General features: G+C 69.3%; 13 protein-coding genes and 2 pseudogenes. 5 read left to right on the top strand and 10 right to left on the bottom strand.

Translation table 11 applies throughout. The features are described from left to right. The first annotated feature begins 105 nt into the window (after positions 1–105). A complete protein-coding gene (locus C1I89_RS16885; RefSeq protein ID WP_102773834.1) occupies positions 106–1,440 on the top strand; it encodes an MFS transporter in 1,335 nt (444 codons plus the stop codon). 95 nt (positions 1,441–1,535) lie between these two features. Here C1I89_RS16885 and C1I89_RS35600 read toward each other — a convergent pair. The 3 genes and pseudogenes from C1I89_RS35600 to C1I89_RS16870 all read right to left on the bottom strand — a co-directional run. Continuing rightward, a pseudogene (locus tag C1I89_RS35600) lies at positions 1,536–1,892 on the bottom strand (amino acid ABC transporter substrate-binding protein); the annotation flags it as partial. Next, positions 1,885–2,835: pseudogene (locus tag C1I89_RS16875) on the bottom strand (amino acid ABC transporter substrate-binding protein); the annotation flags it as partial. The pseudogenes C1I89_RS16875 and C1I89_RS35600, both read right to left, overlap by 8 nt. Positions 2,836–2,887: 52 nt before the next feature. Beyond that, a complete protein-coding gene (locus C1I89_RS16870) occupies positions 2,888–4,216 on the bottom strand; it encodes an aspartate aminotransferase family protein (RefSeq protein ID WP_102773833.1) in 1,329 nt (442 codons plus the stop codon). Positions 4,217–4,358: 142 nt separating this feature from the next. Between C1I89_RS16870 and C1I89_RS16865 the strand changes: the two genes are divergently transcribed. Further along, positions 4,359–5,258: a LysR family transcriptional regulator gene (locus C1I89_RS16865; protein WP_102773832.1), complete on the top strand. Its 900-nt coding sequence runs from the start codon at positions 4,359–4,361 to the stop codon at positions 5,256–5,258. On the opposite strand, the gene C1I89_RS16860 is transcribed toward C1I89_RS16865, so the two are convergent. Together C1I89_RS16860 and C1I89_RS16855 are read right to left on the bottom strand one after the other, a co-directional pair. Further along, positions 5,246–6,289 (bottom strand): histone deacetylase family protein, encoded by a 1,044-nt coding sequence (locus tag C1I89_RS16860; RefSeq protein WP_102773831.1) that lies wholly within the window; start codon positions 6,287–6,289, stop codon positions 5,246–5,248. The two genes, C1I89_RS16865 and C1I89_RS16860, sit on opposite strands and share 13 nt — an antisense overlap. Beyond that, positions 6,283–6,876, bottom strand: coding sequence for a hypothetical protein (locus C1I89_RS16855; RefSeq protein ID WP_102773830.1), 594 nt, complete (start codon positions 6,874–6,876; stop codon positions 6,283–6,285). The genes C1I89_RS16860 and C1I89_RS16855 overlap by 7 nt, the downstream gene beginning before the upstream one ends. Positions 6,877–6,998: 122 nt before the next feature. Between C1I89_RS16855 and C1I89_RS16850 the strand changes: the two genes are divergently transcribed. After that, entirely contained in the window at positions 6,999–7,400 is a 402-nt protein-coding gene (locus tag C1I89_RS16850) for a hypothetical protein (RefSeq protein WP_102773829.1), read from the top strand. A 28-nt stretch (positions 7,401–7,428) separates the two neighbouring features. On the opposite strand, the gene C1I89_RS16845 is transcribed toward C1I89_RS16850, so the two are convergent. The 3 genes from C1I89_RS16845 to C1I89_RS16835 all read right to left on the bottom strand — a co-directional run bounded on the left by C1I89_RS16845 (position 7,429) and on the right by C1I89_RS16835 (position 9,456). After that, a complete protein-coding gene (locus C1I89_RS16845; protein ID WP_246842445.1) occupies positions 7,429–8,028 on the bottom strand; it encodes a hypothetical protein in 600 nt (199 codons plus the stop codon). Positions 8,029–8,080: 52 nt separating this feature from the next. Further along, positions 8,081–8,479: a hypothetical protein gene (locus C1I89_RS16840; RefSeq protein ID WP_102773828.1), complete on the bottom strand. Its 399-nt coding sequence runs from the start codon at positions 8,477–8,479 to the stop codon at positions 8,081–8,083. An 83-nt stretch (positions 8,480–8,562) separates the two neighbouring features. After that, positions 8,563–9,456, bottom strand: coding sequence for a LysR family transcriptional regulator (locus C1I89_RS16835; protein ID WP_102773827.1), 894 nt, complete (start codon positions 9,454–9,456; stop codon positions 8,563–8,565). 108 nt (positions 9,457–9,564) lie between these two features. On the opposite strand from C1I89_RS16835, the gene C1I89_RS16830 reads away from it, so the two are divergent. Then, on the top strand, positions 9,565–10,563 hold the full coding sequence (locus C1I89_RS16830) for a TerC family protein (protein WP_102773826.1): 999 nt from the start codon (positions 9,565–9,567) through the stop codon (positions 10,561–10,563). A 120-nt stretch (positions 10,564–10,683) separates the two neighbouring features. Then, positions 10,684–11,457: a trans-aconitate 2-methyltransferase gene (gene tam, locus C1I89_RS16825; protein WP_102773825.1), complete on the top strand. Its 774-nt coding sequence runs from the start codon at positions 10,684–10,686 to the stop codon at positions 11,455–11,457. Positions 11,458–11,472: 15 nt separating this feature from the next. On the opposite strand, the gene C1I89_RS16820 is transcribed toward tam, so the two are convergent. Together C1I89_RS16820 and C1I89_RS16815 are read right to left on the bottom strand one after the other, a co-directional pair. After that, the gene (locus tag C1I89_RS16820) at positions 11,473–11,802 is read right to left on the bottom strand and encodes a protealysin inhibitor emfourin (protein ID WP_102773824.1); all 330 of its coding nucleotides are present in this window, start codon (positions 11,800–11,802) and stop codon (positions 11,473–11,475) included. Continuing rightward, entirely contained in the window at positions 11,799–12,860 is a 1,062-nt protein-coding gene (locus C1I89_RS16815) for a M4 family metallopeptidase (RefSeq protein WP_102773823.1), read from the bottom strand. The genes C1I89_RS16820 and C1I89_RS16815 overlap by 4 nt, the downstream gene beginning before the upstream one ends. Positions 12,861–12,949 lie beyond the last annotated feature (89 nt).

The following is a 12,949-nucleotide window of genomic DNA, read 5'->3' as shown; positions in this document are numbered from 1 at the left end:
TTCTGGTATGGAAGCAGCGCTGAACGCGGCGCGCAAGCCGCATCCGGGTGTGATGCAGGATCGTAGACAAGGCGTATTCCAAACCTCCTTTCAGCGAGCAGTCACATGGCGAGCACCACGCAATATCCGGGCCACGCATCCCCGTTTCCGCAGCCGGCCGCGCCCGCCGGCGCAGGCAGCCACGCCAAGGTGGCGCCAGGCGAAATCGCGGTGGGCGTGGTGGTGGGACGCGCCTCCGAGTACTTCGATTTCTTCGTCTTCGGCATCGCCTGCGTGCTGGTGTTTCCGCAGGTTTTCTTCCCGTTCGAAGCGCCGCTCGAAGGCATGCTGTGGTCCTTCGTCATCTTCTCCTTCGCGTTCATCATGCGGCCCATCGGCACCGCGCTGTCGATGGCCGCGCAGCGGCGTTGGGGCCGCGCAACGAAACTGACCATCGCGCTGTTCCTGCTGGGCACGGCCACGGTGGGCATGGCGTTTCTGCCGGGCTATAACGCCATCGGCGGGCATGCCATCGTGCTGCTGGCGGTGTTCCGATGCCTGCAGGGCCTGGCGCTGGGCGGTTCGTGGGACGGGCTGCCGTCGCTGTTGGCGCTGAACGCGCCGCCGCACCGGCGCGGCTGGTATTCGATGCTGGGCCAGCTCGGCGCGCCGGTCGGCTTCATGGTGGCCAGCGCGCTGTTCCTGTTCCTGCTGGTCACGCTGACCCAGGCCGACTTCCTCGAATGGGGCTGGCGCTATCCGTTCTTCGTGGCCTTCGCCATCAACGTGGTGGCGCTGTTCGCGCGGCTGCGCCTGGTGGTCACCGAGGAATACACCCAGCTGCTCGAAGAGGGCGAGCTCGAACCCATCAGCACCGCCCAGATGGTGCGCGAGCAGGGCTACAACCTGTTCATCGGCGCGTTCGCCGCGCTGGCCAGCTATGCCTTGTTCCACCTGGTCACGGTGTTTCCGCTGTCATGGATCGCGGTCAGCGCCACGCAGCAGATTCCCGACGTGCTGGTGGTGCAGATCGCCGGCGCGGCGCTCGCGATCCTGGGCACCATCGCCTCCGGCTGGCTGGCCGACCGCATCGGCCGGCGCACCACGCTGGGCCTGCTGGCCGCGCTGATCGCGGTGTTCGCGCTGTTCACGCCGTGGCTGCTGGGCGGCGGGCCGAAGGCGCAGGACGCCTTCATCCTGGTGGGTTTCGCGCTGCTGGGGCTGTCGTATGGCCAGGCCTCGGGCACGGTCACGGCCAACTTCGCGCGGCGCTTCCGCTATACCGGCGCGGCGCTGACCTCCGACATGGCCTGGTTGATCGGCGCGGCCTTCGCGCCGCTGGTGGCCCTGGGGCTGTCGGCGCGCTTCGGGCTGGTGGCGGTCAGCATCTATCTGCTGTCGGGGGCGGCCTGCACGCTGCTGGCGCTGCGCATCAACCGGGTGCTGGAAACGCGGGATTGAAATGTGGCGGCCGGGGCCGCCCGATGGGTTTCGCGCGCTTTACCGCTGATTTTCCGCGTCGAATGTCTCGCGCTGCACCCATCGGCCGCGCGCCATCACCGCACCGGCCACCCATACATCAACCCGCCGTCGCGCCACTGCGCGTTCAGGCCGCGCGGCAGTTTCATCGGGCTGCTCATCCCCAGGTTGCGCTCGTAGCTCTCGCCGTAATTGCCCACCTGCTTGATGATGTTGTAGGCCCAGCGGTCGTCCACGCCCATGTTGCGGCCCATGCCGGGCGTCACGCCCAGGATGCGCTGCACGTTGGGGTTGACGGCCTTGAGCTGCGCTTCCACGTTGGCCGACGAAATGCCGAACTCCTCGGCTTCCAGCATGGCGTAGAACGACCAGCGCACCACGTTGACCCAGTTGTCGTCGCCCTGGCGCACCATCGGGCCCAGCGGGCTTTTCGAGATNGCTCATCCCCAGGTTGCGCTCGTAGCTCTCGCCGTAATTGCCCACCTGCTTGATGATGTTGTAGGCCCAGCGGTCGTCCACGCCCATGTTGCGGCCCATGCCGGGCGTCACGCCCAGGATGCGCTGCACGTTGGGGTTGACGGCCTTGAGCTGCGCTTCCACGTTGGCCGACGAAATGCCGAACTCCTCGGCTTCCAGCATGGCGTAGAACGACCAGCGCACCACGTTGACCCAGTTGTCGTCGCCCTGGCGCACCATCGGGCCCAGCGGGCTTTTCGAGATGTTCTCCTGCAGGATCTCGTAGCCGTCGGGGTTCTCCAGCGTCATGCGGGTGGCGGCCAGCTGCGACTTGTCGGAGGTGAAGGCGTCGCAGCGCCCGGCCGCGAACGCGCGCACGATTTCATCGTACTTTTCGATCACCACGGGCCTGAAGCTCAGCGAGCGCGAACGGAACCAGTCGGCCAGGTCCAGCTCGGTCACGGTGCCCGGCTGCACGCAGATGGTGGCGCCTTCCAGTTCCGTCAGCTTCTTGACGCCCAGCTTGCGCGACACCATCACGCCCTGGCTGTCGTAGAAATTGACGGCCACGCTCAACAGGCCCAGCGTGTTGTCGCGCGCCATGGTGGGCGTGACGTTGCGGGTCAGCACGTCCACCTCGCCGGACTGCAGCGCGGTGAAGCGGGCCTGGGTGGTGAGCGGCGTCAGGCGGAACTTGGACGCATCGTTGAACACGGTGGCCGCGATGGCGCGGCACATGTCCACGTCCAGCCCATGCCAGACGCCCTTGCTGTCCGGGGCGGAAAAGCCCTGGATGCCGGTCGATACCCCGCATTGCAGGTATCCCCGTTTCTTGACGGCGTCGAGCGTGGGGCCGGCGAGGGCCTGGCCGGACACGGCGGCCAGCGCCAGGGCGCAGGCGGCGAGTTTGCGTTGCGACATGTCGTTCTCCTGCCGGGACCGGCCCGGCGCCGGGGGGTTGGAAAAGCGCGCCTCAGGCGGCGCGGGCCGCGGGCCGGGACACTTTTTTCAGGCTCTCGGTCAGCGCCTGGTCCAGGATGGCGATGGCGCGGTCGATTTCCGCGTTGCTCACCGTCAGGGGCGGGGCGATGCGCCAGACCGAGCCGCGTTCGGGGCGGCGCCGGATGTTCATGGACAGGCCCAGCTCGAAACAGCGCTGGGTGGTCAGCGCGCCCAGTTCGTGGAAGGGCTGGCGCGTGCCGCGGTCCTGCACCAGCTCCACGCCCAGCAGCAGGCCCAGGCCGCGCACGTCGCCGATGGCCTCGTGGCGCTGCTGCAGTTCCAGCAGGCCGCGGCGCAGGTAGTCGCCCTGCGTGCGGGCGCGTTCGATCAGGTTTTCGCGCTGGATGACCTCCAGCACCGCCAGGCCCACGGTGGCCGGCAGCGGGTCCGATACGTGGCTGGTGTAGAAGGTGAAACCTTTTTCGTGCACGTCCTGCTCGATGGCGGGCGTGGTGATGGTGGCCGCCAGCGGCAGGCCTCCGCCCAGCGTCTTGGACACGCTCATGATGTCCGGCGTGACGCCGAAGTGTTCCGCGCCGCTGCGGTAGCCGATGCGTCCGAACGCGGTCTGCGCCTCGTCGAAGATCAGCAGCATGCCGCGCGCGTCGGCGGCCTGGCGCAGCGCCTGCATGTAGGACTTGGGCGGAACCAGCACGCCGCCGGCGCTGATGACCGGCTCGACGATGATGGCCGCGGGCCTGCCGGCCGAAGCCATGTCGAACATTTTCAGGCCGATCTCCAGACAGGCCAGCGCCGACTGCTCCGGGTCCAGGCCCGCGATGTACGGACGGTAGGCGTTGGGCTCGGGCATGACGAACACGCCGGCCGGCGGCACGCCGTAGCCCTTGCGGTCGCTGGCGTACGACACCGAGCCCGCGCCGCTGGTCACGCCGTGCCATGACCCGCCGATGGCCAGGATCTCGAAGCCGTTCTTGTGCATCTTGGCCATGCGCAAGGCGATTTCATTGCTCTCCGAACCGGTGTTGACGAAGATGGACTTGGTCAGCCCGGCGGGCATCCAGTCGCGCGCCACCGTGGCGGCCAGCTGGACCACGGTTTCCGGAATCATGCCGCTGAAGAAATGGAAGGCGGTTTCGCCCGCGCGGTGCACGGCGGCGACGATGTCGGGGTGGTTGTGGCCGATGGTGGCGCACATCTGGCCCGATGTGAAATCCAGGATCTCGCGCCCGGTATCGTCGCGCACCACCGTGCCCTTGGCCGAGGTGAACAGGTTGGGGAAGGTATCGCCGCCGTACCGGACCAGGTACTCGCGGGCGGCGTCGCGCAGGGTTTTATCCATGTTTACACTCCGTGGCGGGTGGGCTCCAATGCGGAACCGACGGAGGCAGTGTCCGGCAGGACGCCCAGACCGTCCAATGCGAAGTAAGCATGCGCGGCGATGCGTCGCGCGCATGGCCCATGTGCGATATGCAAGGAGCCTCATGGACACCCGATGGCTGCAGGACTTCATCACGCTTTCCGAGGTGCGCAATTTCACGCGCGCCGCGGAGGCACGCAATCTTTCGCAGGCCGCGTTCAGCCGCCGCATCCAGAGCCTGGAGAACTGGGTGGGCGCGCGCCTGATCGACCGCTCCGCCTTCCCGACCCAGCTCACCGAGGCCGGCGAGCGCTTTCGCGACGCGGCGATAGAGCTGGTCAACCAGCTGGCCGAGGCCCGCGCCGGCATCGCCGGCGTGCCGGCCCAGAACCAGCTGCGGCTGGCGACTTCCTACGCGCTGGCCACCACCCACCTGCCGAAATGGTGGCGTGCCTGGAGCGACGGCCGCGTGCTCAGCTGCAGCCTGCAGACCGGCAACGTGCACGACACCGTCTCCGCCTTCACCTCGGGCGCGGCGGACATCCTCATCTGCTTTCACCAGGTGGCCCAGCCGCTGCCGCTGGACCCGGCGCGCTACGACTGCCTGACGCTGGGCCGCGAGCTGATCCGGCCGTACGCCGCCCGCGCGCTGGTCGAGCGCACCGGGCTGGACTTGCCCGGCGCTGCGGCCAGTCCGGTGCCGCTGCTGATGTATTCGGCCAATGTGTATTTCGCGCGCCTGATCGATGCCGCCATCGAGGCGGCCGCGCAGCCGCTGCACGGCGTGCGGGTGTTCGAGGCCGAGATGTCGGACGTGCTGGGCGACATGGCCGCCCAGGAGCTCGGCGTGGCCTGGCTGGCCGACAGCGCGCTGCAGCGCCTGGCCGGCGCCGACCTCGTGCCCCTGCCCAACCGCGGCTGGGACATCGAGGTGTCCATCCTGGCCTACAAGGACCGCGCCGACACGCGCGCGGCGGCGCAGCAGCTATGGGACCGCATGCGGGCCTCGGCTCAGCCGGCGTAGCCCTGCAGCACGTTGGCCACGTTCACGCCCACTTCGGCCACGGCGTAGCCGCCTTCCAGCGTGAACACGGCCGGCAGGCCCAGTCCGGCCAGCAGGCGGCCGACTTCCAGGTAGTCCTCGCTGCGCAGCTTGAAGCGCGAGATCGGGTCGCCTTCATAGGTGTCCACGCCCAGGGCCACCACCAGCGCGTCCGCCCCGAAGGCGCGGACCGCGTCCAGGCCCTGTTGCAGCGCCTGCGTCCAGCCGGCGAAGCCGGTGCCGGCGGGCAGCGGCAGGTTCAGGTTGCATTGCGCGCCCGCGCCCTGGCCGCGCTCGTCGGCGTAGCCCAGGTAGAACGGATATTCCGTGGTCGGATCGCCATGCACCGACACGGTCAGCACGTCGCCGCGTTCGTAGAAAATGGTCTGGGTGCCGTTGCCGTGGTGGTAGTCCACGTCCACCACGGCGACGCGCGCGGCGCCGGCCTCGCGCAGCGCCTGCGCGGCCAGCGCCGCGTTGTTCAGGAAGCAGTAGCCGCCGAAGAAATCCGGGCCGGCGTGGTGGCCGGGCGGCCGCGTGAGCGCCATGGCCGCGCGCGGCCCGCCGGCGGCCGTCACCGCGCGCGCGGCGTCGATGGCGCAGGCGGCGCCGGCCAGCGCGGCCTCCCAGGTGCCGGCGGTCAGCGGACAGCCGCTGTCGAACGAAAACAGGCCGACCCGGGCCGCGAAGTTGGTGGGCGACACATCGTGGCGGAAACCCCGCACCGGCCAGATCGACGGCAGCACGTCGAATTCGGCGTTGGCCGGGTCCAGCGCAATCCATTCCTGCCAGGCGCCGGCCAGGAAATCCAGGTAGCGCGGGGCGTGCACGCGCCCGATCAGGTCCATGTCCGGCGCCGACGGCGCGCGCAGCTCGCCGATGCCCCGCTGGCGCAGCGCCTGCAGCACGTACTCCTGGCGCGCCGGGGTTTCATGGCAGGGCACCAGCCTGCCGCGGAACATTTCGTGGCGGCCGGCATGTTTGTGATGGACGGGGTTATGGAAAATCAGCACGGCGAGGCGGTCCTGTTCGATGGCGATGCGCCACTATAGCGGGCGCCGGGCCCGGGCGGCAGCGGCAGGGGCGTTTCGTCCTCGCCGCTGCGCCGCGACCACGAGGTCGCGCGCGCCGTGCCGTCGGGGCACACCGTGTATTCCTCGAAACCGAAATTGTCCGCGGCGTAGCGGCAGGCCACGGCGAAGGCGGGGCGGGCCGGGTCGAAAACCGGATTGACGAAGCCGCGGCAGGGGCTGGCGGCGCTGTCGGGATGCCGCAGCTCGCGGAATCCTCCCTCGCCGGGCCGGTACAGGAAGATGCGGGCGTGGACCTGGCCGCTGCCGCCGCTCTGGCCGACGACGAAATCGCGGTAGCCGTCGTGGTCCACGTCCACGTCCTGGAACTGGTCGACTTCCTCGTCGCCGCCGAAGTCCGCCAGCGCCTGCCGCGGGCCCTTGCCGGCGCGCACGCTCAGTTGCTGCCGCGGCAGGTCGGCGATGCTCACCACCGCGGGCAGGCCGGGGGCGATCTCGTACGGGTAGTCGCGGGCGCAGGCGTTCTGGGCGATCGTGGCCAGCACGGCTCCCAGCAATATGGTTTTCATGTGGCTATCCTCGGCGCCGGCAGGCGTGCCGGGGATTATGCCGCAGGCGGCCGAGGGTTTACGAGCCGCGCGCGATCGTGGGTAGAATTCCGGAAAGGCCAGACACGGAGCGCGCCCGCGCCATGAATTTTCCGTTTCCCATCCGCCAAGAATGCCCGCCGGGCGCCTGTGTGTGCGACCGCGAGCGGCTGCTGGCCGATCCGGTCGCGGACATCCGCGTGCTGCGCCTGACCCGGGAAGAGGAAAAGCGCCTGGTGGCGCGGCTGGAAAACCTGGCCAGCCTGGAGGACCTGCGGGCCATGCAGGGACGCATGCAGGCGCAGCTGGGCATCGTGGTCACGATCATCCCCAGCGACAACGAAGTGCGCACCTCGCGCGGCATCGCCATCCAGCTCGACGACCAGCCGGGCCTGTGCCGCAAGACGCGCGCCGCCATCCCGGCGGCCATCCGCCGCAGCTTCGACACCCGTCCTGAAATCGTTTATGCGTTGTTGAACGAGCGCGATCTGCTGCACGGTACTTGAGGGGCGGCCAGGGCCGCCATCTTCCCCGCTACCGGCACACCTCCAGCGGCACCACCTCCGCCGGCGCGCGGCCGGCTTCGGGCTGCAAGGGATCGGGCTTCTTGCCCGGCCGCGCGGGATAGACCAGCAGGACGGCGCTGCCCGCCTCCAGCGCGGGGCCGGACTTGGCGCCATAGGCCACGGTCCAGCCGCGCACGGCCAGCGGCGCCAGCGTATAGGGCAGGGCGGAGCCGGGGGAAACGTGCGCCACCTTGCCCGCGTACAGGGTTTCGCGGCGCGTTTCGGCGCCCTGTTCGGAAACATAGGTCGAGATGCTGGCCAGCGCGACGGAATCCCCGCGGCGGCCCAGCACGGCGGTCTTGTACTTGCCGGCCGGGATGTCATCGAGCGTGGCGCCGATGGTGTCGCCGGCCTGTCCGCTGGCGTTCAGGCGCACGCCGGCGACGTCGGCGCGCGGCAGCGCGGCGCTGCCCGTGTTGCGCACCCGCACGCTGTATTCCCCGGCGACGCCGGCCACCGTGCACACCGCCACGCCGTAGGCCGGCGCGGCCCGGGCGGCGCCGGCCGCGGCGACGGCGCACAGCGCCGCCAGAAACGGGAACAGGGTGGGGGTGCGGACTGCGAACACGGCGGGCTCCTTTGCGGGGCAGCGCGCCGGGGCGGCCGCGTTGCCTGCCCTATTACACCACTTGACGGCCGGCGGGCGCGGCCTGTTCGCGCTTGCCCGCCAGCCAATGCAGGATCAGCGCCACCACCAGCAGGCCGGCCATGATGAAGCCCCAGAAGATCCAGCCCAGGACCGAGATCAGCGTGCCCAGGCTGCCGGCCATGGGCAGCACCTGGTTCAGGCCCTGCGCGGCCCAGACCAGCGCGGATTGCAGGCCTTGCAGCCAGGCCGGGTCGACCCAGGCGGCCGCCCACGCGGGCGCGACCCACTGCGAGGTGTCGAGCGCGGTGCCCGGCACCTGCGCCGAGGCCACCGAGGCCAGCACCCAATCGGTCAGCTGCAGGGTCAGCGCCACCAGCCCGGTCCAGAGTGCGGCGAGCACGGCAAAGGCGAGCCAGATAATTTTTTTCATTGAAGTGGTACTCCGATATTTCAAGGGAAAGCCACGATAAAGCCGATTCTATTTCTAAAAAACCAGCGCCTATGTGACAAACGTTAAGAAAAAACCGAAGTCCGGGCATGCGTCAGCACGGCCTGCACCAGCGGATGGTGCTGGCCCCGGCGGTTGCGGATGGCGTGGATTTCCTCGTGCACGTCGTCGCAGCGGGCCAGCGGCCGCAGGCCGCGCAGCAGTCCGATATCGCCGCCGCCCAGCCGGCTGAGCGGAAACACCCCCAGGCCGCGGGCGGCGAATACCGACATGAGCGCGCTGTCCTCGAACTCCCCGACCACGTTGGGGTGGACGCCCTGTTCGCCGAACCAGCGGTCCAGCGTCTGGCGCAGCACCGAATGCCCGGTCGGCAGCAGCACCGGCAGGCGCTCCAGGCAGCGCGGAAAATCGCGCGCATCGGCCTTGCGCACCCATTTGGCCGGCCCATACCAGTCCACCGGCGAGGACACCAGCCGGTCGCTGGTCAGGCGCAGGTTGGGGTTGGCCGGCGCGCCCTGGCCCGCCAGCACCAGGTCCAAGTGGTGCTGGGCCAGTTCTCCCAGCAGTTCCTGGACCTCGCCCTCGTGGCAGGTCAGGCGCAGGTCCGGCGTGTGCAGCACCGGTCCCAGCAGCGCGTGTGCGGCCAGCTTGGAAATGCCGTCCGACAGGCCGACCGCCAGCCGCATCACCGGCTTGGTGGCGGCGGCGCGCACTTCCTGCGGCAGGGCGTGGCCGATCTGGAAGATCTCTTCGGCGCGCGCGAAGGCGGCCTGGCCGGCGTCGGTCAGCGCCACGCCGCGCCCGGCCGGCTTGAGCAGCTGGTGGCCCAGGCTTTTCTCCAGTTCCCGGACCTGCGCGCTGATGGTCTGTATGGCCATGTCCAGCCTTTCGGCGGCGCGCGAAAAGCCGCCTTCCTTGGCGACCATCCAGAAGTAATAAAGGTGGCGGTAGTTCAGCATGGCTTCGGGCTCGCTTCGGTTTTTTCGAACCATAACTCAATTTCAGGCTGATTTTTACGGAAGCGCGCGATCCGGATCATGAGGGCCTTCGAACACGAGCGGGACATTATGGAAACCCTACTGACCTTTCTGGCCGCCGATTTCCTCGGCACCCCCACCTGGAGCTGGCTGCTCTTCATCGGCATCGTGGTGTCGCTACTGGCCTTCGACCTCGGCGTGCTGCACAAAGAAGACCGCGAGATCGGCGTGCGCGAGAGCCTGCTGCTGTCGGCCGGCTACATCAGCGCGGCGCTGCTTTTCGGCGCCTGGGTCTGGTGGCAGATGGGCGCGGCCAGCGGCATGGCCTACTACACCGGCTTCATGATCGAGAAGTCGCTGTCCATGGACAACGTCTTCGTCATCGCGCTGATCTTCAGCTTCTTCGCGATCCCGCGCCAGTACCAGCATCGCGTGCTGTTCTGGGGCATCCTGGGCGTGATCGTGCTGCGCGCCACCATGATCGGCCTGGGCGCCGCGCTGGTCAGCAACTTCGGCTGGCTGCTGTACCTGTTCGGCGCTTTTCTGGTGTTCACCGGCATCAAGATGTGGATGATCGCCGACCAGACGCCGGACATCGCGTCCAACCCCATCCTCAAGTTCCTCAAGCGCCACATGCGCGTGACCGACGGCCTGCGCGGCAACGCGTTCTGGGTGCGCGAAGTGGACCCGGCGACTTCCAGGCCGGTGCGCTGGGCCACGCCGCTCCTGCTGGCGCTGGTGCTGATCGAGTTCGTGGACCTGCTGTTCGCGGTGGACTCGGTGCCGGCGATCTTCGCGATCACGACCGATCCGTTCATCGTGTACACCAGCAACATCTTCGCCATCCTGGGCCTGCGCGCGCTGTACTTCGCGCTGGCGGCGATGATCCACCGCTTCCACTACCTGAAGTACGCGCTGGCCCTGGTGCTGGTGTTCATCGGGACCAAGATCTTCCTGGTCGGCTTCATCGGCAAGGTGCCGGCCGTGGTGTCCCTGTCGGTGACCTTCGGCCTGATCGCGGGCGGCGTGCTGTTCTCGCTGTGGAAGACGCGCGGCGAACGCGGCAAGGCCGAACTGGCGGCCGAGTAAACCCGGGCGCGGCGAGGCCGCCATATCCGCCGGATATGGCGGCCTCGCCCATCCGGGATTTGTCGGCGGCAGGCGGCAGGCGTAGAGTGGCCAGGAGTCTTTCCACCGTCGGGAACCGCCATGAACACCTGGTCAGCAAAGCAATACTCCGCCTTCGAGAACGAGCGCACCCGTCCGGTGCGCGACCTGGTCGCCGCCTTGCCCAACCTGCAGGCGCAGCGGGCGGTGGACCTGGGCTGCGGCCCGGGCAACTCCACCGAGGTGCTGGCCGCGCGCTACCCCGACGCCGAGCTGAGCGGCATGGACAATTCCGAGGACATGCTGCAGGCCGCCCGCAAGCGCCTGCCCGCGCTGCAGTTCGAACTGGCCGACATCGCCACCTGGGACCCGCCGCAGGCCTACGACGTGATCCTGGCCAACGCTTCGCTGCAGTGGGTGCCGGACCACGCCACGCTGTATCCGCGCCTGCTCGGCAAGCTGGCCCCGGGCGGCAGCCTGGCGGTGCAGACGCCGGACAACATGGAAGAGCCGGCCCATCGCCTGGCGCGCCAGGTCGCCGGCGAAGCTCCGTGGGCGGCCAGCATCGGAGGCTTCAAGCATCCCCCGCGGCATAGCGCGGCCTGGTACTACGAACTGCTCAAGCCGCATTGCGGCCGGCTGGACGTGTGGCGCACCACCTACCACCACCCGCTGGCGGGCGCGGCGGCCGTGGTGGAGTGGTTCAAGGGCACGGCGCTGCGCCCCTACCTGGACAGGCTGGACGACGCCGGGCAGGCCGGCTTCCTGGCCCGCTATCAATCGCTGATCGAAGAGGCCTACCCGGCGCTGGCCGACGGCACGGTGCTGCTGCCGTTCCCACGGCTGTTCATCGTGGCGACGGCGCGCGAAGGCTGAGCGCGGGCCAGCCCTTCATTCCTGGCGCGCCTTGTCCTTCCACAGCCGCACCAGCGTGTCGGGCGCCTCGCTTTCCGGCACGTCGAAGCTGACGTCCGCGACCCCGGCGCCGCGGTAAAGCACTTCCACATGGAAATAGCGCTGGTCGCCGCCACCGCCGGCGTCGCGCGCGACGGCCACGGGCGCGGCGCGTTCCAGCGCGTCGCAGGCCTCCTGGCGCACGTCGGGCGGGCAGGTGGCGAGGTCTATGGTGCGCGGCCGCGCCAGGCCCGGCAGATATGCCAGGCCGCCCTGGCGCGTGAGGCGCACCAGGTGGGCGAGGTCCAGCGGCGGCAGTTCGATCATGTCCGGACTCCCACGGCCTGCCAGGCCTGAGCGACGGCGTCGCGCACCGCGGCGTCGTGGTTCTGCGCGACCTGCAGCGTCAGCGCGGCGAACTGCTTGAAGTCGGCGTCGTGGCGCAGCCGCTCGTCGCGCAGCGCGTCGTACCAGACGCGGCCCGCGCCGGCCCAGGCGGGGCCCTCCAGGGCCGTGGCGGCGAGGTAAAAGGCGCGGTTCGGGATGCCGGAATTGATGTGCACGCCGCCGTTGTCGTCGGGCGTGTCCACGTAGTTGTCCATGTGGGCGGGCTGCGGGTCCTTGCCCAGCGCCGGATCGTCGTAGGCGCTGCCGGGCTCGGCCATGGAGCGCAGCGCTTTTGCGCGCACCTTGTCGGTGAAGAGGCCGGCGCCGATCAGCCAGTCGGCCTGGCGCGCGTCCTGGCCCAGGGCGTATTGCTTGACCAGCGAACCGAAGACGTCGCACAGCGATTCGTTCAGCGCGCCCGACTGGCCCTGGTAGAGCAGGGCGGCCTCGGCGTCGATCACGCCATGGGTGAGTTCGTGGCCGATGATGTCGGGCGCCAGCGTGAAGCGGTTGAACACTTCGCCGTCGCCGTCGCCGAACACCATCTGCGCGCCGTTCCAGAAGGCGTTGTCGTAGTCTTCGCCGTAATGCACGGTGCCGATCAGCGGCAGTCCCTGGCCGTCGATGGAATGGCGCTGGTAGACCTCCCAGAAGAATTTGTAGGTCGCGCCCAGGTACTCGTAGGCTTCGTCCACCGCCGCGTCGCCGGTGGCAGGGCGGCCCTCGGCGCGCACCAGCTTGCCGGGCAGGGTGGTGCTGTTGCCGGCGTCGTGCACGGACCGCTGCGGCTTGCCGGCGGGACCCGCGCGCGCGCCCGGCGCCGGCTTGGCGCGGGGCGGCTGCACCGCCATTTCGCGCAGGCTGCGCTGTTGCTGGTCGATGATCAGCGTCTTCACGGCGGGCATGCTGACCCGGGCGTCGGCGTGCTGCGCCAGGCGGTCCAGCATGAAGGGGGGAATCACACCGATCAGGGGCGCGGACTGGGAAGGTCGTGGCATGCGCGGTCTCCGTCTTGAGCGCCGGACCGGGGCCGCGGCGCGTAGGTCAGGGTCTAAGCCAGACAACGGTAGCAGATGGGCCGGCCGCA

Source organism: Achromobacter pulmonis, from assembly GCF_002885955.2.
In the GTDB taxonomy this organism is placed as follows: Bacteria; Pseudomonadota; Gammaproteobacteria; order Burkholderiales; family Burkholderiaceae_B; genus Achromobacter; species Achromobacter pulmonis_A.
The sequence above is the reverse complement of the archived record's forward strand: the minus strand, read 5'-3'. Positions and strand labels throughout refer to the sequence as shown.

Excerpts from the sequence above, each read along its gene's own strand:
- C1I89_RS16855 (WP_102773830.1), bottom strand. The coding sequence starts at position 6,876 with ATGAAAACCATATTGCTGGGAGCCGTGCTGGCCACGATCGCCCAGAAC.
- tam (WP_102773825.1), top strand. The coding sequence starts at position 10,684 with ATGAACACCTGGTCAGCAAAGCAATACTCCGCCTTCGAGAACGAGCGC.
- C1I89_RS16835 (WP_102773827.1), bottom strand. The coding sequence starts at position 9,456 with ATGCTGAACTACCGCCACCTTTATTACTTCTGGATGGTCGCCAAGGAA.
- C1I89_RS16885 (WP_102773834.1), top strand. The coding sequence starts at position 106 with ATGGCGAGCACCACGCAATATCCGGGCCACGCATCCCCGTTTCCGCAG.
- C1I89_RS16820 (WP_102773824.1), bottom strand. The coding sequence starts at position 11,802 with ATGATCGAACTGCCGCCGCTGGACCTCGCCCACCTGGTGCGCCTCACG.
- C1I89_RS16870 (WP_102773833.1), bottom strand. The coding sequence starts at position 4,216 with ATGGATAAAACCCTGCGCGACGCCGCCCGCGAGTACCTGGTCCGGTAC.
- C1I89_RS16865 (WP_102773832.1), top strand. The coding sequence starts at position 4,359 with ATGGACACCCGATGGCTGCAGGACTTCATCACGCTTTCCGAGGTGCGC.
- C1I89_RS16830 (WP_102773826.1), top strand. The coding sequence starts at position 9,565 with ATGGAAACCCTACTGACCTTTCTGGCCGCCGATTTCCTCGGCACCCCC.
- C1I89_RS16840 (WP_102773828.1), bottom strand. The coding sequence starts at position 8,479 with ATGAAAAAAATTATCTGGCTCGCCTTTGCCGTGCTCGCCGCACTCTGG.
- C1I89_RS16815 (WP_102773823.1), bottom strand. The coding sequence starts at position 12,860 with ATGCCACGACCTTCCCAGTCCGCGCCCCTGATCGGTGTGATTCCCCCC.
- C1I89_RS16850 (WP_102773829.1), top strand. The coding sequence starts at position 6,999 with ATGAATTTTCCGTTTCCCATCCGCCAAGAATGCCCGCCGGGCGCCTGT.